At 65.7% G+C, this 20,416-nt stretch carries 18 protein-coding genes and 1 tRNA gene; 5 read left to right on the top strand and 14 right to left on the bottom strand.

The features are described from left to right. The 4 genes from ACXJ1Z_RS03270 to ACXJ1Z_RS03255 form a co-directional block, all read right to left on the bottom strand. Positions 1-1,146: a LysM peptidoglycan-binding domain-containing protein gene (locus ACXJ1Z_RS03270; RefSeq protein ID WP_463779506.1), complete on the bottom strand. Its 1,146-nt coding sequence runs from the start codon at positions 1,144-1,146 to the stop codon at positions 1-3. After that, the gene (gene surE, locus ACXJ1Z_RS03265; protein WP_463779504.1) at positions 1,143-1,907 is read right to left on the bottom strand and encodes a 5'/3'-nucleotidase SurE; all 765 of its coding nucleotides are present in this window, start codon (positions 1,905-1,907) and stop codon (positions 1,143-1,145) included. The genes ACXJ1Z_RS03270 and surE overlap by 4 nt, the downstream gene beginning before the upstream one ends. Before the next feature lie 79 nt (positions 1,908-1,986). Continuing rightward, positions 1,987-3,258 carry a serine--tRNA ligase gene (serS, locus tag ACXJ1Z_RS03260; RefSeq protein ID WP_463779503.1) on the bottom strand — a complete coding sequence of 424 codons (1,272 nt, stop codon included), beginning with the start codon at positions 3,256-3,258 and terminating at the stop codon, positions 1,987-1,989. A 197-nt stretch (positions 3,259-3,455) separates the two neighbouring features. Then, positions 3,456-3,530: transfer RNA gene (locus tag ACXJ1Z_RS03255), tRNA-Val, on the bottom strand. 78 nt (positions 3,531-3,608) lie between these two features. On the opposite strand from ACXJ1Z_RS03255, the gene ACXJ1Z_RS03250 reads away from it, so the two are divergent. Beyond that, positions 3,609-3,980, top strand: a complete 372-nt coding sequence (locus ACXJ1Z_RS03250; RefSeq protein ID WP_463779501.1) for a DUF3297 family protein — start codon at positions 3,609-3,611, stop codon at positions 3,978-3,980. Positions 3,981-3,984: 4 nt separating this feature from the next. Here ACXJ1Z_RS03250 and ACXJ1Z_RS03245 read toward each other — a convergent pair whose 3' ends face one another. Next, positions 3,985-4,725: a CHAP domain-containing protein gene (locus ACXJ1Z_RS03245; RefSeq protein WP_463779500.1), complete on the bottom strand. Its 741-nt coding sequence runs from the start codon at positions 4,723-4,725 to the stop codon at positions 3,985-3,987. Between the two features lie 431 nt (positions 4,726-5,156). Here ACXJ1Z_RS03245 and der point away from each other — a divergent pair, with 431 nt between their 5' ends. After that, positions 5,157-6,530, top strand: a complete 1,374-nt coding sequence (gene der, locus ACXJ1Z_RS03240; protein ID WP_463779498.1) for a ribosome biogenesis GTPase Der — start codon at positions 5,157-5,159, stop codon at positions 6,528-6,530. 11 nt (positions 6,531-6,541) lie between these two features. Here der and ACXJ1Z_RS03235 read toward each other — a convergent pair whose 3' ends face one another. After that, positions 6,542-7,243 carry a DUF2490 domain-containing protein gene (locus ACXJ1Z_RS03235; RefSeq protein ID WP_463779497.1) on the bottom strand — a complete coding sequence of 234 codons (702 nt, stop codon included), beginning with the start codon at positions 7,241-7,243 and terminating at the stop codon, positions 6,542-6,544. A 98-nt stretch (positions 7,244-7,341) separates the two neighbouring features. Next, on the bottom strand, positions 7,342-8,457 hold the full coding sequence (locus ACXJ1Z_RS03230; protein WP_463779495.1) for an AI-2E family transporter: 1,116 nt from the start codon (positions 8,455-8,457) through the stop codon (positions 7,342-7,344). Positions 8,458-8,649: 192 nt separating this feature from the next. Between ACXJ1Z_RS03230 and ACXJ1Z_RS03225 the strand changes: the two genes are divergently transcribed. Next, positions 8,650-10,692, top strand: a complete 2,043-nt coding sequence (locus tag ACXJ1Z_RS03225) for a prolyl oligopeptidase family serine peptidase (RefSeq protein WP_463781152.1) — start codon at positions 8,650-8,652, stop codon at positions 10,690-10,692. 55 nt (positions 10,693-10,747) lie between these two features. Here ACXJ1Z_RS03225 and bfr read toward each other — a convergent pair whose 3' ends face one another. The 4 genes from bfr to ACXJ1Z_RS03205 form a co-directional block, all read right to left on the bottom strand. Then, positions 10,748-11,248: a bacterioferritin gene (gene bfr, locus ACXJ1Z_RS03220; protein ID WP_463779494.1), complete on the bottom strand. Its 501-nt coding sequence runs from the start codon at positions 11,246-11,248 to the stop codon at positions 10,748-10,750. 76 nt (positions 11,249-11,324) lie between these two features. Then, positions 11,325-11,546, bottom strand: a complete 222-nt coding sequence (locus ACXJ1Z_RS03215) for a (2Fe-2S)-binding protein (protein ID WP_463779492.1) — start codon at positions 11,544-11,546, stop codon at positions 11,325-11,327. 54 nt (positions 11,547-11,600) lie between these two features. Then, positions 11,601-12,812 (bottom strand): DUF418 domain-containing protein, encoded by a 1,212-nt coding sequence (locus tag ACXJ1Z_RS03210; protein ID WP_463779490.1) that lies wholly within the window; start codon positions 12,810-12,812, stop codon positions 11,601-11,603. A gap of 19 nt (positions 12,813-12,831) precedes the next feature. Then, positions 12,832-13,953 (bottom strand): SPOR domain-containing protein, encoded by a 1,122-nt coding sequence (locus tag ACXJ1Z_RS03205; RefSeq protein ID WP_463779489.1) that lies wholly within the window; start codon positions 13,951-13,953, stop codon positions 12,832-12,834. A gap of 250 nt (positions 13,954-14,203) precedes the next feature. Between ACXJ1Z_RS03205 and ACXJ1Z_RS03200 the strand changes: the two genes are divergently transcribed. Beyond that, complete coding sequence (locus ACXJ1Z_RS03200) at positions 14,204-15,562, top strand: tetratricopeptide repeat protein (protein ID WP_463779487.1); 1,359 nt, start codon at positions 14,204-14,206, stop codon at positions 15,560-15,562. Between the two features lie 84 nt (positions 15,563-15,646). Here the strand turns inward: ACXJ1Z_RS03200 and ACXJ1Z_RS03195 are convergent, their stop codons facing one another. The 3 genes from ACXJ1Z_RS03195 to ACXJ1Z_RS03185 form a co-directional block, all read right to left on the bottom strand. After that, positions 15,647-15,979 carry a hypothetical protein gene (locus ACXJ1Z_RS03195; protein WP_463779486.1) on the bottom strand — a complete coding sequence of 111 codons (333 nt, stop codon included), beginning with the start codon at positions 15,977-15,979 and terminating at the stop codon, positions 15,647-15,649. Between the two features lie 114 nt (positions 15,980-16,093). After that, a complete protein-coding gene (locus ACXJ1Z_RS03190) occupies positions 16,094-17,341 on the bottom strand; it encodes a dihydroorotase (RefSeq protein WP_463779484.1) in 1,248 nt (415 codons plus the stop codon). Further along, positions 17,338-18,318, bottom strand: coding sequence for an aspartate carbamoyltransferase catalytic subunit (locus ACXJ1Z_RS03185; protein WP_463779482.1), 981 nt, complete (start codon positions 18,316-18,318; stop codon positions 17,338-17,340). The genes ACXJ1Z_RS03190 and ACXJ1Z_RS03185 overlap by 4 nt, the downstream gene beginning before the upstream one ends. 194 nt (positions 18,319-18,512) lie before the next feature. On the opposite strand from ACXJ1Z_RS03185, the gene sppA reads away from it, so the two are divergent. After that, entirely contained in the window at positions 18,513-20,402 is a 1,890-nt protein-coding gene (gene sppA, locus ACXJ1Z_RS03180) for a signal peptide peptidase SppA (RefSeq protein ID WP_463779480.1), read from the top strand. Positions 20,403-20,416: the final 14 nt, after the last annotated feature.

Here is a 20,416-nt window from a genome sequence, read left to right as displayed (position 1 = left end):
TCATGGCGATTTGGGTAGCGCGACCATGGGATCGATCGGAAGACCGCTTTGCCGCACTTCGAAGTGAAGCTCGTTACCGCGTGCCTTGCCGGTATTGCCGACCAGGCCGATACGCTCGCCCGATCTGACGCGACTACCCTTTGTCACGGTGATCTTGCTTAGGAAGGCATAGGCGGTGTTCCAGCCGTCTCCGTGATCGAGCACGACGAGATTGCCGAACTGATCCTTCTCCTCGCCGGCGAAGATCACGGTGCCGGCGGCCGCCGCGCGCACCGCCGCGCCGCGTGGCGCGGTGATGTCCAGGCCGTCGTGATGATCCTCACCCGCCGATGCCCTCCAGCCGCGCCGGATCGCGCCGGAAAGCGGCCAGGTGAGGCGCGGAGGGGCCTTGCCGGCAGGAGCTTTCGCCGCGGCTACGGCGGCTGTCGCCACGGCGTTGGCAGTCGCGGCCGTCTTGACGGCGGTTGCGTCCGCAGCCTTGCTGGCGGGCGACGTACCCTGCGGCTCCAGCATGGTGGGGATCAGCAATTGCTTGCCGGCGGTCACCGGAGCGGCCGCATCCAGCCCATTGGCGACCGCGATCTGCGACCACGGCACGCCGTAGCGATAGGCGATGGCAAAACCGGTATCGCCGGCCTTGACCACGTAGTGCCGCGTGCGCGGGATCAGCAGCTTCTGGCCGGGACGCACGTCATAGGGCGCGGCGATGCCGTTCGCTTCGGCGATCAGCACGCGGGGAACCTTGGCGCGGCTGGCGATGCCGCCCAACGTCTCCCCCTCGGTGACGAGGTGGACGCTTTCCTCTACTGGCGCGGAGCGGTCGGCGGGGCGGGCCGCACCAGCCTTACCCGGCGACTGGGTGGCACCCGGAGATTTTTGGGTTGCACGCGCAGGTTTCGCGGCCAGCTTGGTCTTTTTCGTGGCTTCTTCGGGATTGGCGCGAGGAAGCGTCAGCTTCTGACCCAGGCGCAAGGCGAACGGTGCCTTCAAACCGTTGGCCTCGGCCAGCGCCTTGCCGGTCACGCCATTGCGATTGGCGATGCCGTTGAGGGTCTCGCCTTCGCGAACGACATGCTCGGGAGCGGCGTGAGCCGGCAGTGAAAGCGGCAGAAGGGCTGCGGCGAGCAGTAACGCGGCACCCTTCATCCGGCGTAGCGTTCCGCCAGTTGCGCGAGAGACGCTTCGTGCGTCAGGTCCACATGAAGCGGCGTCACCGAGACATAGCCGTCGGCGATCGCCTCCAGATCGGTATCATGGCCCGGCGTGTGCTCGATGCCGTGCAGACCGAACCAGAAATAGGGGAATCCGCGCGGGTCCACGCTCTCGATCAATGAGCCACGCGCATAATCGTGGAAGCCCTGGCGAGCGACGCGGATGCCCTTGACCTCCTCGGAGGCGATCGGCGGAAAGTTGACGTTGATCAACGTGCGAGGGGCGAACGGCGTCTCCAGCAAAGGCGCGATGACCTTTGCGCCCCAGTTCTCGGCCACAGCGAACGACACGCCATCGCCCACGCCCTCGCGCCGATAGACCTGGCTGAGCGCGATCGAGCGTATGCCCGCCAGAGCGCCTTCCAGCGCAGCCGAGACCGTGCCGGAATATGTCACGTCGTCGCCCAGATTGGCGCCGCGGTTGACGCCCGAGAGGATCAGGTCCGGTTTGCCGGGCAGCACCTTCTTCAAGGCCATCGTCACCGCATCGGTGGGAGTGCCGGTGACCGAAAAGCGCCTGGCCGCGTGTTCGCGCAGACGGACCGGACGGTTGAGCGTCAGCGAGTGGCCAGCGCCCGATTGCTCCTCGGACGGAGCGCAGATCCAGATATCGTCGGAAAGCTGCGCGGCGATCTTCTCCAGGACATAGAGGCCAGGAGCGTTGATGCCGTCGTCGTTGGTGAGCAGGATACGCATGCGATTGTTCCTAAGGCGTTATCGTCCAGCCTGCAAAGGCGCTTCGCATGACCATTTGATGGAGAGTGGGGGTGAATCCTCAGCCCGGGGTCAAGCGTTCGAGACCGCCCATCCATGGCTTGAGCGCCTCGGGCACCCGCACCGATCCGTCTTCGTCCTGATAGTTCTCCAGCACCGCCACCAAGGTGCGACCGACCGCAAGGCCGGAGCCGTTGAGGGTATGGACGAATTCGGTCCGCTTCGAGCCTTCCGGCTTGTAACGGGTGTTCATCCGTCGCGCCTGCCAGTCGCCGCAGTTGGAGATCGAACTGATCTCACGATAGGCGGCCTGCCCCGGAAGCCAGACTTCGAGGTCGAACGTCTTGCGCGCGCTGGCGCCCATGTCGCCGGCGCAGAGCAGCATCTTGCGATAGGGGAGCGCGAGCGCCTGCAGCACTGCCTCGGCGGCGGCGACCATTCGCTCGTGCTCGGTGGGGCTGTCCTCGGGCTTGCAGATCGCGACAAGTTCCACCTTCTCGAATTGATGCTGGCGGATGAAGCCGCGCGTATCACGCCCCGCAGCGCCGGCTTCGGAGCGGAAGCAAGGGGTCAGTGCGGTCATCCGCACGGGCAGGGCGGCCAGGATCTGCTCGCGCACGGCGTTGGTCAGCGAGACCTCGGCGGTCGGGATCAGCCAGCGACCATCACCGGTGCGGAACAGATCCTCAGCGAACTTGGGCAATTGTCCGGTCCCATAAACGGCTTCGTCGCGAACCAGCAGCGGCGGTGCGCATTCCATGAAGCCGTGCCGGTCGGTCTGCATGTCGAGCATGAACTGGCCAAGCGCGCGATGCAGCCGCGCCATCGCGCCGCGCAGGAACGTAAAACGCGATCCCGCGATCGCGGCTCCGGTCTCGAAATCAAGGCCTAGCGCCGGTCCAAGATCGGCATGTTCGCGCGGTGTGAAGCCAAATTCGGGCAGGGTGCCCCAACGCGCGACCTCGACGTTATCGGCCTCGTCCGCACCCGCCGGCACATCGTCCGCGGGCAGGTTGGGCAGCCGCGCCAGCGCATCGCGCAGCCCTTGGTCGAGTTCACGCTCCTCAGCCTCGAGGTGGGGTAGCGTCTCCTTGATCGCGGCGACTTCGGCTTTCAGCGCCTCGGCCGTGGCAGCGTCGCCCTTGCCCATCGCCTGGCCGATCGCCTTGGACGCTTCGTTGCGGCGGTTTTGCGCATCCTGCATCCGCGTCGCCACGTCGCGCCGCCGGGTGTCGAGCGCGATGAGATCCGCCGACGCCGCATCGACGCCACGAAGGGCAAGCGCGGCGTCGAAGGCCGCAGGATCGTCGCGAATGAGGCGGATATCGTGCATGGCCGGCGCTATGCCGCCTCGCACGCCGACAGGCAAGGCGTGCCAGCGTGACGCGCGCTGATCACAATGTGGGTCACCGTGCACCGCGAAGCGAAGGAATTTAGTGCTGTGCATATGCTGTGCACGACCGGTCAGGGTGGCCGGAATGTAGTGGTTGGGAAGGTCGCCTCAGGCGCAGTTTCCAGCCGGGTTAAGGCTGGTGGGCGCGGCAGGGTTTGAACCTGCGACCCCACCCGTGTGAAGGGTGTGCTCTACCGCTGAGCTACGCGCCCGCTGCCGAAGCGGAAGGCGGGCGGTTAGACGAAGAGCGTTGCGTTGACAAGTGGCCAATGCGACGTAAAGCCACCGCCATGACCGACGAACCAACCGCGCCCACCGAGGCCGCGATCGACAGCGAAGCACAAGCCGGCGAGCAGGGCGGTGCGCAACCGGCAGCACAGGACAGCGCCGGCGGCGCCGACGTTCCGCCCGATCGCCTCGCGATCAATCCGCGCAGCCCGCACTTCGATGCGGACAAGCTTCAGCGCGGGATCGGGATCCGCTTCAAGGATGCGGTTCGCACCAACGTCGAGGAGTATTCGATCTCCGAAGGCTGGATCAGGGTGCAGGCCGGCAAGACGCGGGATCGCAACGGTCAGCCGTTGACGCTCAAGCTGAGCGGGCCGGTGGAAGCGTGGTTCGAAGACCTGGGCGACGATGCGCCCGTCGCCCGGAAGGGCTGAACGCCTAGCGTGAACTGGCGATGATTGCGCCGATCGGGTCCCGGCCCGATCGCAGTCTCGCCGCCTGCGCCCGCCAGATTCGCGCATTCGCCAAGCTCACCGGCGCCTGTGCCGGACCAGATGGTCGCGTGGCCTTGTTCGCTGGTTCCGGCCGGTGGGGCTCGTTTCCGAAACGCACTTTCGCAAGCTTCGATGGCACCACGCGGGTGAGCGTCGTGCGCGGAATGGATTTGCCGGATGAAGTGGCACGTCCGGGCTCGGCAAGCGAAGTCTCGGCCAAATCCGCTCCGGGCCGTGCATTGTAGATGAATCCTGAAACCGGCCAGTGACCGCCACCCAGGCTGGCGATCGGTGCGTACCACACTCTCACCTCGCTCCAATCGTTGGCCGGCGATACGTCCCTTGCCGTGACGTTGCGCTCTATCTGGCCGGGAGCAGACCAGTTGGCGTGACTGATGAGGATGGTGCGCGCATCGACGATGCGGCTGACGGTCGCGACATGGCCCAGGCTCGAGCCGCCATGCGGGCGGATCGTCATTACCGCACCGGGCCGGGGCACACTGCCGCGCGCATATCTGCCCTCCGCCTGGCGCCACCAGGTATGGGCATCGCCGTAAAGCCTGATCCCGGAGGTATTGCGCGCGAATGGGACGCATTGCAGGACTCCCGCCATCGGCCCGTTGGGCCGGCCATCGCGAGCGATGGCATAGGCGAGCGACGATCTCGCTTGTACCGGATCTAACACGGGTGCTCCCAAACCGATCGCAAGACCGGTGATCGCGATGATATGCAGCCCCCTCATGCGCGCAGTCTTCGCATTGTTTGGTTAGCGAAAGCTAAAACGACGTGGTTACCGACAATGGTAAATGTGTCGGTAAGCCTGTCGTACGAACATTGAGGCCGAGGACGGCGGCGAGGCAGAACTGTCGCCATCGCCTTGTGCACCCTTCTAAATCTGCCTCCGTAGAGCCTGATCGTTCATCCCCCGATGGTCGGGTCGATGCACAGCGAAGTCACTTCCGAAACGGAACGATTGAAGGGCGCGACGGCAGTGCGCTGATAGCAGCGATCTCCTCCTCCAACAGTCGCGGAAGGCGCAGCAGCGGGCAGGCAGCGGGCGAACTATCAGCACGGGACTTGCCATGACGGGCACAAACCGCCACGTCCCCAACGATCATGTCCCCGCAAGTCATCATCATCGGCCGGCCCAACGTCGGCAAGTCCACTCTCTTCAACCGCCTGGTTGGCAAGAAGCTGGCGCTTGTCGATGACCAGCCCGGCGTCACACGCGATCGTCGGTTCGGCGATGCCGAGCTACTCGGCCTCAAGTTCCAGATCGTCGACACCGCCGGCTGGGAGGACGAGGATGCCGAGAGCCTGCCCGGCCGCATGCGCCAGCAGACCGAAGCGGCGCTGGAAACAGCCGAAGTCGCGTTGTTCGTCATCGATTCGCGGGCCGGCCTCACCCCGCTTGACGAGGAAATCTCGCGCTGGCTGCGCAGTTCGCCGGTGCCGGTGATCCTAGTCGCCAACAAGGCAGAAGGACGGGCCGGCGAAAGCGGGCTGCTGGAATCCTATTCGCTGGGCCTGGGCGATCCGGTGCCCATCTCCGCCGAACATGGCGAGGGCATGGGCGATCTGTTCGAAGCCCTGCTGCCGATCCTCGAACCGCTTCAGGTGGAAGAGGAGGAGGAAGAAGAATACGATGAGGAGGCGCTGCTGCGCGCGCCTTTGAAGCTGGCGATCGTCGGGCGCCCCAATGCGGGCAAGTCGACGTTGATCAACAAGCTGCTGGGCCAGGATCGCCTGTTGACCGGGCCGGAGGCGGGGATCACCCGCGATTCCATCGCGATCGATTGGGAATGGACGCAACAGAATGGCGAGGTCCGGCCGGTTCGGCTGATCGATACCGCCGGCATGCGCAAGAAATCCAACGTGATCGAGAAGCTTGAGAAGATGGCGGTGGCCGATGCGCGCCACGCCGTCGATTTCGCCGAGGTGGTCGTGCTGCTGCTCGATGCGACGCGCGGGCTGGAGCATCAGGATCTCAAGATCGCTTCGATGGCGCTCGAAGAAGGCCGGGCGCTGATGATCGCGATCAACAAGTGGGACGTCGCCGAAGGTGCCAGCTCGCTGTTCCAGGGCATTCGCGCCGCGCTTGAGGATGGGCTGGCGCAAGTGCGTGGATTGCCGTTGCTTGCGGTCTCGGCGCGGACCGGCAAGGGGCTGGACGAGATGATCAAGGCGGCGTTCGAACTGCGCGAAGCGTGGAGCCGGCGCGTCACGACATCCGCGCTCAACCGCTGGTTCGACGATGCGCTGACCGCGACGCCGCCACCGGCACCCGGCGGCAAGCGCATCAAGCTGCGCTACATAACCCAGGCCAAGACCCGGCCGCCGGGGTTCATCGTGTTTGGCACGCGGCTCGACTTGCTGCCCGAGAGTTACAAGCGCTATCTGATCAACGGCATCCGGCGCGAACTCGGTTTCGCTGCGGTGCCGATCCGGCTTACGCTGCGCAGCGCCAAGAACCCCTTCGCCAAGGATTGAGGCCGGCGATTTCAGTCCTGCTGTGAATGCTCACGCTGCTTGCTCACGGCACCGAGGTTGACGGTAAGTTGCAAGCTCAAGGCGTGGTCGCTTTGGGCACGTGCGCCGTCGCGCGCGAAACGATACTGATTGAGGTAGGCCACATCCGCGCTCATCGCCGGTGAGATCGGCACCACCAGCCCCAGCCAGTTGCGCATGCGCTCGTAGCCGCGCCGCTGCCCCCAGGCCGTGGTGTTGGCCAGGAAGAAGCTCTCGTGGCTGACGAAGATCGCCAAGCCCTTATCGTTGATGGGGTGATTGTAGCGCACGAGTGGCCGGATTCGGATCCCCACTTCATCTCCGCGCGGATTGAAGCGCTCATCGATCCGGAAGCGGGTGGAAAACCGGCCGAAGGTTCCGACGACCTGCTGCCGAAACCGGTCTTCATCCGCGCCGGTGTTGCCGTTGTAGAAGCCGACATGCCGATATCCGAAGCCGAGCTCCAGGTTTTTGGATACGCGCTGGCCGATCAGCGCTCCGAACTCGGTAGTGTAAAGACCATCCTGCCGATCGCTGAACCGGGCGATCTGTTCGAGCGTGACGCGCGTGTTGCCGTCCAGCGATACGTTGGTATTCGCCTGAAGCCAGAGCTGCTCATCGTTCTGCTGAGCCAAGGCGGGGCACGCCGACGCGAGCAAGGGGAGGGCGATGAGATGGCGGATGCGGGCGGTCACGTCGGCGTGCCTAGGTCATTGCTTGTCGCTCCGCCAGCAACAACGTCACGAAGCGGTTACGTTCCAGCAACCCGCGATCGATCTGGCCCCGCGATCAATCAGACAACATGCTCGTCGGCATCAGGTGTCGTCGTTGCGATGTTCGCCATGGCGGGCGCGCGCTGCTCGATCACCATGTTCCACACCGCGATGAACAAGGCGGCGATGACGGGACCGATGATGAAGCCGCTGAGTCCGGCCATCTCAAGGCCTGACAGGGTCGCGATAAGGACGACGAAGTCGGGCATACGGGTATCGCGGCCCACCAGGATCGGACGCAACAGGTTGTCGACCAGCCCGATGACGAAGACGCCGCAGAAGATCATGATCGCGCCCTTGATCCAGGCGCCGCTCACCAGCAGATAGATCGCCACCGGCACCCAGACGATGCCCGTGCCCACGGCCGGAAGCAGGGACAGGAAGCCCATCAGCGTGCCCCACAGCAGCGCGCCCTCGATACCCAGTGCCCAGAAGATCAAGCCGCCAAGGCCGCCTTGCACCAGGGCGACCACGACGGTGCCCTTCATCGTCGCGCGCACGACGACGAGGAAATGGTCGATCAGTCTGTCGCGCACGCTGTTGCGCAGGGGCAAGGCGGAGCGGATCAGTTCGCCGTAGCGTCGGCCATCGCGCAGGAGGAAATATGTCAGGTAGAGCATGACGCCCAGCGCCGCGACGAAGCTCAGGGCACCCTGGCCAACCACCAGCGCACTGGAGGCGATGTTCTGCAGACCGCTGGCGACGCCCGAGCCGAGCATGCGGCGAACGTTGTCGAAATCGGACAAGCCCTGACGATCGATGAAGCGCCGGACGCTGGTCGGCAAGGCGTCGCGCAAATGATTGAGCATGCCGGGTACGTCGATCTGGCCTGTACGGATACGCTCGTAGAGGGAGGCCGCTTCCTGGACCAGGCTGGAGCCGAGTATCAGCGCAGGGATGACGATCAGGGCGATAATCAGCAGCAGGACCAGCAAGGCGGCCAGTCCCTTGCGGCCATTAAGCCTGGCGGCGAGGCGCTGTGTCGCAGGCTCGAACAGGATCGCGGCGACCAGGCCCCACAGGATCGCACCGAAGTACGAAGCGATCAGCCACAGGAACAGCAACGAAACGATGAGGACCACCGCCATGAAGCTGCCGTCCTCGAACCGAAATTTGCGCCCCGTGCCCCCAACCATGCTTCGTCCTTACATCGTGCCCTGGCCGGTAGAAGTGGAGCGGCGGCGGATGGTTGCATGCGATCGACGACGCGGGATCAAGTTTGGCGGGGGCTGCGCCTATGCGAGACTGGATTTCGGCGTCGTCACGTTGCAGTCTGGGAGCAGACATGATCCGGAGACCCTGACTTGCGCCATTCCCTGACAATCCTGATGGCGGCAAGCGCCCTGGCGGGCCTTTGCGCGCCGATCGCACCGGCGTACGCCGCCGATGGCGCCGAAAATGCCACCGCCACCGCGCCGACCCGCAGCTTCACCGGCGAAGATCTGTTCAGCCTTAGCGGCGCGACCGATCCGCAGATCAGCCCGGACGGCAGCCGGGTAGCCTACGTGCGGATGAGCGCGGACATCATGTCCGACAAGGAGGTGCCCGGCATCTGGCTGGTCGACCTCGCCAGCGGCCGGCAGACACCGCTGGTGGCGGGGCAGGGATCGCACCGCTCGCCGCGCTGGTCGCCCGATGGCAAGCGGCTCGCGTATGTCTCGTCCGACGGGGAGGCGGCGCCGCAACTCAACGTGATGTGGCTCGACAACGGGCGCAGCGTGAAGGTGACGGGTATGCCGGACAGTCCGGGCAGCATCGCCTGGTCGCCCGATGGACGATCGATCGCCTACACCATGCGCGTGCCGGGCGAAGCGATGAAGCTGGGCAAGGCGCCGGCCAAACCCGAAGGCGCGAAGTGGGCGGAAGGCCTCGAAGTGATCGATCGCGTGGCCTATCGCGCCGATGGCGGCGGCTATGCGCAACCAGGATACGATCACATCTTCGTCGTCGCCGCGGATGGCGGCGCGGCGCGGCAGGTGACATCTGGCAATTTCGACGATGCCGGCCCGCTGTCGTGGATGCCGGACCAGCGCAAGATCGTGTTTTCCGCCAACCGCCGTCCCGACTGGGAGCGCGAGGCAAACAACTCGGAGATCTATACCGTCGACGTGGCGAGCGGTGCGATCACCGCGCTGACCACGCGCAACGGTCCGGACAACGAGGCTCAGGTTTCGCCCGATGGCCGGCACATCGCCTATCTCGGCTTCGACGACGTCAACCGCAGCTTCGAGAACACCAAACTCTACGTGATGAACGCGGACGGCAGCGGGGCCCGATCGCTGACTGCATCGCTCGATCGGTCGATCGAGACGGTCTATTGGGGCGGCAACTCGCAGCTTTACGTCGCCTATGACGATCACGGCAAAAAGCGGGTCGCGCGCATCGGCCTCGCCGGTTCGATGAAGACCGTTGCCGACGGGCTGACGGCGGGCACGCACTATGACCGGCCCTATACCGGCGGACAATTCTCCGTCTCGAACGGAGGCAAGGTCGCCTACACCGCCGGCGGTACAGCTGCCCCGGCCGACCTGTGGGTCGAGGGCCGGCGACTGACCGATCTCAACGCCAACTGGCTGGCGGCAAAGTCGATCGCACCGGTGCGCAAGCTGCCGGTCACCGCCCCCGATGGCCGTGCGATCGATGCCTGGCTGGTCACGCCGGCAGGCCTGCCGGCCGGTCAGCGCGCGCCTTTGATCCTGGAGATCCATGGCGGTCCGAACAGCGCCTACGGTCCCGCGTTCTCGACCGACGATCAGCTTTACGCGGCGCACGGCTACGCGGTACTTTACGTCAATCCGCGCGGCAGCACGTCCTATGGCGAGGAATTCGCCAACCTGATCGACCGCGCCTATCCCGGTACCGACTACGACGACCTGATGGCATCGGTGGATGCCGCGATCGCCGACGGGGTCGCGGATCCGAACAACCTGTTTGTCACCGGCGGCTCGGGCGGCGGCGTGCTCACCGCCTGGATCGTGGGCAAGACCGACCGCTTCAAGGCGGCGGCCTCGCAAAAGCCGGTGATCAACTGGATCAGCGAGGCGCTGACGATGGACGCCACCACCTTCACCTCGCGCTACTGGTTCGACAAGAAGCCGTGGGAGGATCCGATGTCCTACTGGAACCGCTCGCCGTTGAGCCTCGTCGGCAACGTCAAGACGCCGACGCTGGTGGTGGTCGGAAGCCAGGATTATCGCACCCCGGTCAGCGAGGCGGAGCAGTATTACGCTGCGCTGCAAATTCGGGGCGTGCCCACGGCACTGGTCAAGGTGCCGGGCGCGAGCCACGGTGGCCTGACGGCGCGGCCATCGCAATCGGCGGCCAAGGCGGCCGCCATCCTCGCCTGGTTCGACAAGTATCGCGTGAAATAGACCGGAGCAGTCGTCCCGGGGAGCACCCGGGACGACGTAGCGTTCAAGGCAACGTTCAGGCCCCGGTGTCGGTGCTGCCCTCGCCGGCAGAAGGACTGTTGAGCTGGATGTAGTTCTGGATGCCCATCAGCTTGATGAGGTCGAACTGCTTTTCCAGGAAGTCGACATGCTCTTCCTCGCTCTCAAGGATGCGTTCGAAGATTTCGCGGCTGATGTAGTCGCGCACCGCCTCGCAATGGGCGATCGCTTCCTTGAGCAGGGGCAATGCGTCATACTCGAGCGCCAGATCGGCCTTGAGGATCTCTTCGACGCTCTCGCCGATGCGCAGCTTGCCGAGTGCCTGAAAGTTGGGAAGACCATCGAGGAACAGGATGCGCTCCGACAAGGTGTCGGCATGCTTCATCTCGTCAATCGATTCGTGCCGCTCGTAATCGGCGAGCTTCTTAACCCCCCAATGCTCCAGCATGCGGTAATGCAGCCAGTACTGGTTGATCGCGGTCAGCTCGTTGAGGAGCGCCTTGTTGAGAAAATCGATGACCTGCTGATCGCCCCGCATGGCGCTGTCTCCTGTACGTTGTCGACCGGCCCTATGGACCGTCAAGCGTCAGGAGGCAATGTCAGGGTCGATCAGGTCAGGGATGCATCGGCTGAAAGGTGCGGTCCACGACCATCGGCATCGGCAACTGGCTCGCGAGTCGTTCGTCAGCGACGATGTCGTCCGCGTCGTCGATGCATTGACGGCACTGCGGTGGCCGACCGAGGCTGGCATAAAGCGCCTCCGCGTCGCCGCGGCTGGCGCGGGCCGCCTTGCGCAGTTCACATTCACGGATGGCGTTGCAGATGCAGACGTACATTCACGTTCCTCTCGAATCGCAATATAGACTGCTGCGAATGGATCGCAATAGCATTCATCGTCGATTTGGCAGGATCCGTCGCGCGGTCAGCGAACGCCACGACCATTCAAGCGGGCCACGCCGCCAGCGATCGAGCCAGGGTTTGCTCCACGCCAGCATCAGTCCCCAGCCAAGCAGGACGAATCCCCACTGGCCAAGCGGATCGACCCGCCCGAACAGGCCCAGGCCCCAGCCATAGAAGATCGCGGTCATTACCATCGTTATGCCGAGATAATTGGAAAAGGCCATCCTTCCGGCGGCAGCGATCCGGCACCCGATAGCGGTCGACAAGAGCCACGGCGTCGCCATCACCAGCAGCGCGGCATAGCCTGCCGCCATGAGCAGGTGCGGCAGTGCCAGCCCGTAGCGCAGTGCCCCATCCATCGCGATCGGGGGAAAGTGCCGAGGCCATAGCCAGGCGAGAGATGCCAGCGTCGCCGCTCCCCCGATCGCGATCCCGCCGACAGCGATGGCGATCATGTGGCTGCGCTGGCAGGTACCGGCAAAGAAGCCGCGCCGTTGCACGATCAGGCCGAGCGCCATGAGCGGCAGGTACTCGCCGAAACCGTCCCGTACGCCGGCCAGGAGCCAGAACGGATGTTCACGCATCTTGATCGCCAGGATATGGAGGAAGCCACCGGTATATTGGTCGACCTCCTGCCGCGCCGCGGCGGCGATATAGCCGTGGTACTGCGCGACGGCCTGAGTCTGGGCCACGCTCGCATGAGCCGAACGCACCGCTTCCTCCGCGTCGATCATCGGCAGCGTCGTCGCGATGCCTTGGAGGTGCAGCACCACGAACAGCGTGGCGGCACCAATGGCGAGCAAGCGGTCGGGCAGGCGGTGCAACAACAACAGCACCAGCCCGCAGGCGGCATAGGCGAACAGGATATCACCCCACCACAGCAGCACGTAATGCAGCACGCCGAACAGCAGCAACCAGCCGAGGCGGGCGGCCTGGAGCATGTCGCCATCGTGACCACGCGCTTCGGTCTGATCGATGAACAGGGCCATGCTCGCCCCGAACAGGATCGCGAACAGCGCACGCATCTTGCCTTCGAACACCACGAACCCGAAAGCGAAAGCGGCTTCGTTCCACGCCCCGGCCGGCGCCATGAGGTTCGGGCTAAGCGTCGCGGCGGACGGTCCGGCGAACCCGGCGATGTTGATCGCCAGGATGCCCATAACGGCGACGCCGCGGATCAGATCGAGCGAGGCGACGCGCATGGCCGCCTGTGTAGCCGCCTCAGTCGCGTGTGGCGAGGCAGGTGAACCCACCGCTCTTCAGCTTTGCACACGCTGCATTCGCGTCACCCTGGCTGGCAAAGCCGGTTGCAAGTAGCCGGGTGAGCTTGCCGGCAGGCGCCAGCTGCCTGGCATGACCGGCGAGTTCGGCACGGCCTTTTACCCTCGCCCAAAGCGAATCGGCGTTGCCCGGCACGCCGAATGCGCCAAGCTGCAGCTTCCAGGGGCCCGCAGCCGAAGTGGGCGCTTGTACAGGGGCGCGACGTGTTGGTGTGGCAGGCGCCGGGGTCGGCCGGCGCGCCGGCGCTGCCATGGTGGCCGATGATCCGCCTCGCGTCGCCGTTCGTGCATCGACGGGCAGGCGGTCGCCGGTAACATCCTCGGCCGCGATCGCCGCGCGAACGGCGTCGTTGCCCGCCCGATCGGAAGCGGCGACGCGGGGCCGTGACGGTGCTCTTGCCGGGATGCCTGCATCGCGTGGCGCAGAAACGGCAGCAGCCGGCGCAAGATCGGCAGACGCGACCTGCCGCGCGCGGGCCGAGTCGCTTTCGGCAGCGATCTGCGCCGCGACCGCGACGGATTTCTGGCGATCCGCCATCGGCACGTGCTGATCCATCTGCGCCAACGCACCGGTCGCCTGCGGCAGGCCCGCCTGCTGGGCCAGGCTTACGAGGGCATAGGCACGAACCCAGTCTTTCGGCACGCCGTCACCGTTGAACAAGGCCAGCCCCAGGATGTATTGCGCACGGGCATCTCCGCGACCGGCGGCCGCGCGTACATACGGCATGGCGCGCTCGCGCTCGCCGCGCTGGAACAGCAGCAAGCCGTAATTGTCGCTCGCTTGCAAATGCCCCTTGGCGGCGGCGGCGGCATAAAGGCTTTCGGCGCGGGCCAGATCACGCGGAACGCCGCGTCCCAGCTTGTAGGCCTGCGCAAGGTTGAACTCGGCGTCCGGGTCGCCGGCGGCGGCGGGGCCCTGCCACTCGCGGACCGCAGCGGGGTAGTTGCCGATGGCCCAGGCATCGACGCCGGCCTTTACGTCCGCCATCGCCGGGACGCCGGATAGCCCCAGGACGCTCACGATAAGCGCCGCCGTTGCGTGACCCCGAACTGCTTTGATCACGACCGCCGACCCTTTCGCACATGCGACGCTGCGCGCGCCACCCCAGCTTCCACGTGGGAAGACCTACGTTAAGTGACATAGTGAAGAACCGTTTAGCAAAGTCTTTATGCGGCGCTGTTGATTGCGGCGATGCCCGCGATACCGGGCATTAACCTCGAATTAGGGGCGATCTGCGATGTCGATGGAGCAGGGGCATGCTCGCGATCCATTTGCGACGCCACGCCGCGGTCGACCAAGGGGATGAGTTTCGATGCCAGCGCAGATACAGCAGGCCAAGTTCCACCGCGCCGCGCTGGCGGGGGTGATCGCGGTGGTTTGCGCCGTCGGACCCAGCTTCGTGCATGCCACGACCGCCGGCTACGATGCCACGGACTCGCAAGCGCGCCCCGACAAGAAGATCATGAAGCAGGTTGCCGCTGCCGAGCGTGCGGTGAGCAAGGCCCCGCAAGATGCGACGGAACGCGCGCGCCTTGGCCAAGGCTATCTCGCGGCTGGTCGTTTCGTTTCGGCGGGCACCACTTTCGAAGAGGCGGTCTCGCTCGGCGATAAGTCTCCGGCAACGGCATTGGGCATGGCGCTGTCCTACATCGCCATGGGCCGTAATGCCGAGGCGAACGCCTTGCTCGGGCAGTGGGGCGATACCTTGCCGGCAAGCGACCATGGGCTAGCGCTGGCGCTGGCCGGCCAGCCTGCGCAGGCGATCACGCTGCTCGGTAATGCGATCAGGCAAGGCGACAACACCACGCAGACTCGTCAAAACCTGGCCTATGCCTATGCGCTTGCCGGCCATCTGCCCGAAGCCAGGACGATCGCTGCGCAGGATATCGCGGCCGACAAGCTTGAGGTCCGCATCAGCGAATGGGCGCTGCAGGCCAGCATCGGGTCATCACAATCGCGTGTCGCGGCGCTGCTGGGGGCTCCGGTCAGCCGCGATCCCGGCCGGCCGGCGCAACTGGCGATCGCAGCCGCACCCTCGGCCCCGGCGCTTGCCGCCAACGAGCCGCTGCCTGCACCGCCCGCGCCCGACACCGAATTGCCGCCGCTTGCTGGGGGTGCGCCTGCGTTGGCCCAGGCAGAAGCGCGCGAGCGATACGAGCCGGCAGCGGCCTCGCAAGTCAAGCCTGCATCGCTGCGGCAGGCTGCTGATCCCGAGACGAGCGACACGGTAAGCCTTGTGAATCGCTATATCGCGAGCATGGAGGAGCGCCACCTTTCGCCCACCACCGCGCGTCGTAGCGCCGTCGACGCGGTGCGCGAGCGCCATCGGGCGCGGATGGCATCCACGAAGGTGGCGACGGCCACATCGCCGGGCACGCATGCCATACAGTTGGGTTCGTTCGGGACAGAAGCGGGCGCGCGCAGAGCCTGGGCTATCTTCGTCAGCCGAGACCCCAGCCTCAAGGCGCGCGAGCTACGCATCACGCCGGCCACCGTCAATGGCCGACAATATTTCCGCGTGGCAGCCGCCGGCTATCAGGCCGCGGAGGCAAGGGGCAAATGTTCGAGCGTGAAGGGCCGGGGCGGACAGTGCCTGGCTTATACCGAGCGGGCCGCGCCACGCGTCGCAGGCACGATCAAGACGGCGGTGCCGATGCTGGCGCGCCGCTGATCACAGGTTACTTCACCCCCATGTGAAGCCACTTCGCGCCCCTGTCTCACGACAGGGGCGCTTTTTCGTGTGATCGAGTTCGGTTTAGCGGCAGATTCTTACGCGGCGCTGATTTCTCCAGACCGTACGGCAATCGCGACCACGGTTGTAACCCCGGCGATCGTCGCCGCGCCGGTTGGATCGATAAGAGCGCCGGTCGTCGTTGCGCCGGTCGCGCCGATAGTCCCGACGATCGTCGCGGCGGTCCGCCCGGCGATAGTTGGGGTTTGCGCCACCTGGAATGCCTAGCACGTCACGATTGTATTCGGCCCGCGAGTTTATCCGATTGTCATGGCTCTGTGCGCTTGCGGCGCCGGTCACGCCCAGACTGCTGGCCGCGAGGGCGATAGCAAAAGACAGCTTCGTCAGAATACGCATCGTAATCTCCTCTATGTGGGGGAGGTAACGCCGCGCGACGGTATTGGCTTCCCATCGGTCGATTAAAGCGGAGGCGCGATGTCTGGCCGAGCAACGGTACTGGTCAAGCTCCGGTTAAGCAGGCTTGAGCCCCACTCTGGCTCCACCCTTGAACAGCGCCAGCACGCGGCCCTGGACGGGCTGGCGATCGAACGGTGTGTTGCCCGCGCTGGCCGCCATCTTGCGGGAATCGACGATCCATGGACGGTCCGGATCGATGATCGCGATGTCGGCATCGGCGCCTGCTGCGAGCCGACCGGCCGCTACGCCCAGCAGTCGCGCCGGGTTGGCGGCGAGCAGTTCGAACGCGCGATTCATGTCGATCACGCCATCGCGCACCAGCGTCAACGTCAGCGGCAGCAGCGTCTCGGCACCTGCCATGCCGGGCGAGGAGTCGGTGAATGGCAGGCGTTTGTCCTCTGCCCCGCGCGGATCGTGACCGGACCCGATGATATCGATCGTCCCGTCACCGATCGCGGCGATCACCGCCCGGCGGTCCGCTTCGGATCGCAACGGCGGCGACAGGTGCGCAAAGGTGCGAAACTGTGCGGTCGCGAGATCGGAGAGCATGAAGTAGGCTGGCGTCACACCCGCCGTCACCGCCAGCCCGCGCGCTTTCGCCTGACGAACCAGCGCGAGACCGGCGGTGGTGGTCACGGTGCGCAGATGTATCGCACAGCCCGCCATCTCGGCGATCGCCAGGTCGCGGGCGATCGCCAGGGCTTCCGCCTGTGCCGGCGCGGCGGGCAGGCCGAGCCGTGTCGCCATCTCGCCCGCAGTGGCCACCGCGCTGCCGACCAGTCCCGCATCCTCGGCATGGGTGCATATGGTCATGCCCAGCATCGCCGCGTACTGGCACAAACGCAGCATCGTTCCGGAGTCCGCGATCCATTGTCGCCCGGTGGCGATGCCGCGTGCCCCGGCGTCACGCATCAGCGCGATCTCGGCCAGTTTCTCACCCTCCAGATCGCGCGTCGCGGCGGCGAGCGGATGAACCCAGAAGTCCGGCTTGCCCGACGATGCGGCGAAGCGGACCCGTGCCGGCACGTCGAGCGGCGGGCTCTGGTCCGGCATCAGGGCGGCGCGGGTGATACCGCCGAAGTGGAACGCCGGCTTGTCGGTGGCGAATACGCCGAAATCGACGAGGCCCGGAGCGATCAGCTGCCCTGCCGCGTCGTGTACGCGATCGCCGTCCCGCGCCGTCACGTCGGCGCCGACGGCAACGATCTTGTCCCCTTCGCAGCGGATCGCGCCGGGAGCGATGGCGCCATCGGGCAGAACCAGCCGACCGTTCCTGATGACGAGCGGAGCGGCGATGCTCATACCCAGCCCTCCACGGCACGCGTCCGGCGGGTCAGCACATCGAGGCAGGCCATGCGCAAGGCCACGCCCATCTCGACCTGGGTGGTGATCTGCGATCGACCGACCATGTCGGCGACGTTGCTGTCGATCTCGACGCCGCGGTTCATCGGGCCCGGGTGCATGACCAGCGCGTCAGGCCGGGCGGTCGCCAGACGGTCGAGCGTGAGGCCGTAGAGATGCCGATATTCGCGCGGCGAGGGGATGAACTGGCCCTGCATCCGTTCGAGTTGAAGCCGCAGCATCATCACCACGTCCGCCCCCCTGAGCGCCTCGCCGAAGTCATGGAAGACCGCGACGTTCATCATCTCGATCGCCTCGGGCATCAGCGCCGGGGGAGCGCAAACACGCACTTCCGCCCCGAGTGAAGTGAGGCACAGGATGTTCGAGCGCGCGACCCGGCTGTGCAGGATGTCGCCGCAGATCGTCACCACCAGCCCGTTGAAGTTGCGCTTGGCGTGGCGGATGGTCAGCGCGTCCAGCAAGGCTTGCGTGGGATGTTCGTGCTGGCCATCGCCGGCATTGAGCACCGGGCAGTCCACCTTGTCGGCGATCAGCTGCACCGCGCCGGAACTCGCATGCCGGATCACGATGGCGTCGGCGTGCATGGCGTTGAGCGTCATCGCCGTGTCGATCAGGGTTTCGCCCTTCTTCACGCTGGAAGTCGCCACCGCCATGTTGACCACGTCGGCGCCCAGGCGCTTGCCGGCGATCTCGAAGCTGAGCAGCGTCCGCGTCGAGTTCTCGAAAAAGGCGTTGATGATGGTCAGGCCGGCGAGCAGGTCACGCGTCTTCTTGGCCTGACGGTTCAACTCGACCCATTGCTCCGCCTCGTCCAGCAGATAGGTGATCTCGTGAGGAGCCAGGCCGGCGATGCCCACCAGGCCACGATGCGGGAAGGCTGCGGAGCCTTCCGGATAGATGAACGTCGGTGCTGTCATTGAAGACCACGCTCTAGGCATGACCGCCGGGTGGCTCAAGAGGCGCCGCGCGACTATCCCCGATTGCGGCCGGCGATCCGACAGACAAAAGCTGGATCGCGGACGAGCCCGATGCGCATGGCGAACGAAACCAGCCAAGTGGTTCCCATCAACGCGTTATGCTCTAATGCTTCGCGCAGGAAAGGCAGGTACCGATGGAATTCGCCCGCAAGGTCTGGAAGTTGCTCGTGGGGATCAAGGACGCGCTCGTGCTCGTCCTCCTGCTGATGTTCTTCGGGCTGCTTTATGCCGTGCTGTCGATGCGCCCCACGCCGGGCAAGGTCACCGAAGGCGCGCTGGTGATCCAGCTCGACGGCGCCGTGGTCGAAGAGACCGCCGAAGTCACGACGTCGGACTTGCTGCTGGCGCAGACGACCAATGCCGACCTGCCGCGCGACGTCCGCGCCCGCGATATCGAACGGGCGCTGAGCACCGCTGCCGGCGATCCCAAGATCAAGCTTGTCGCGATCGACCTGTCGCGCTTTACCGGCGCGGGATTCGTTCACTTGCGCGACATCGGCGCGGCGATGGACCGGGTGCGGGCGGCGGGAAAGCCGGTGCTGACTTATGCCGATGCCTATGCCGATGACGGCACCGTGCTGGCGGCCCACGCCAGCGAAGCCTGGGTCAACCCGATGGGCGGGGCGATGGCGGTGGGGCCGGGCGGCAACAACCTGTATTTCGGCACCTTGCTCCAGAAGCTGAAGGTCAATGCCCACGTCTTCCGGGTTGGCACCTACAAGACCTTCGTCGAGCCCTATACGCGCGACGGTCCGTCGCCAGCCGCGATAGAATCCTACACCGACCTTTACAGCGGACTATGGCGCGCGTGGCAGGCGAACGTGCAAAAGGCGCGGCCCAAGGCCAATCTCGCGCTGGTGACCGGCGATCCGATCGGCTGGCTCAAGGCCTCGGGCGGTGATTTCGCCAAGGCTTCGCAGGCCGCCGGCCTCGTCGATCGCATCGGCACCCCGTCCGACTATGCCGCGCGCGTGGCGCAGCTTTCGGGCACGCCGCTCGCCGACACGCCATCCAGCGATCTCGTCGGCACCCAACTCGCCACATACCTCGCCGCCCATCCGGAGAGCACCGGCGGCGCGACCATCGGCATCGTGACCATCGCCGGCAATATCGTCGACGGGGATGCGGGACCGGGAACGGCGGGCGGTGATCGCATCGCCGAGGCGCTCGACAACGCCTTGAACAGCAACATTAAGGCGCTGGTGGTGCGCATCGATTCGCCTGGCGGTTCGGTGCTGGCATCGGAACGCATCCGCCGCTCGATCGAGCGCTACAAGCAGAAAGGCATTCCCGTCGTCGCCTCGATGGGCAATCTCGCGGCTAGCGGCGGCTATTGGGTCTCGACGCCGGCGCAGTACGTCTTCGCGGAGCCCGGTACGATCACCGGCTCGATCGGCGTTTTCGGCATCCTGCCCACCTTCGAGCGGGCGCTGGCCGACATTGGCGTGAAGTCGGGCGGGGTGAAGACCACCGCGCTTTCGGGCCAGCCGGATCTGCTGGGGGGCTTGTCCCCCGAACTGGAACAGATGGTGCAGATGGGGATCGAGGATGCCTATGCGAAGTTCCTAGGCCTGGTCGGCAAGGCCCGCGGCAAGACCCCGCAGCAAGTCGATGCCATTGCGCAAGGCCGTGTCTGGACGGGCGAGCGCGCCAGGCAGAACGGCCTGATCGATGCCTATGGCGATCTCGACGCCGCCCTCGCTTATGCTGCCAAGGCCGCAAAGCTCGACAAGAGCGAGTGGCACGTCAAATACATCGGCCGCAAGACCGACCCGCTGAATGCGCTGCTGCTGCAGATGTACCAGCGTCGCGAGCCCGGTGGAGACATCGCGGCGATGGCTGGGCGGCGTCAGCGTGAACAGCTCACCACCGCGCTGAACCAGGCCGAGGCGATGGTTTCGGGGCAGGGGATGCAAGCGATGTGCCTGGAATGTCCGGGTGTTCCATCGGCTGCCGCGATTCGTCGGCAGCAGGGATCGCCGATGACGGGGTTGCTGTTGCGACTGGGGGCGCTGGCGCGTTGAGAGATGCGCCTCGA

It is taken from the genome of Novosphingobium sp. TK46 (genome assembly GCF_055361525.1).
This window is presented reverse-complemented; position numbering and strand designations above follow the sequence as displayed.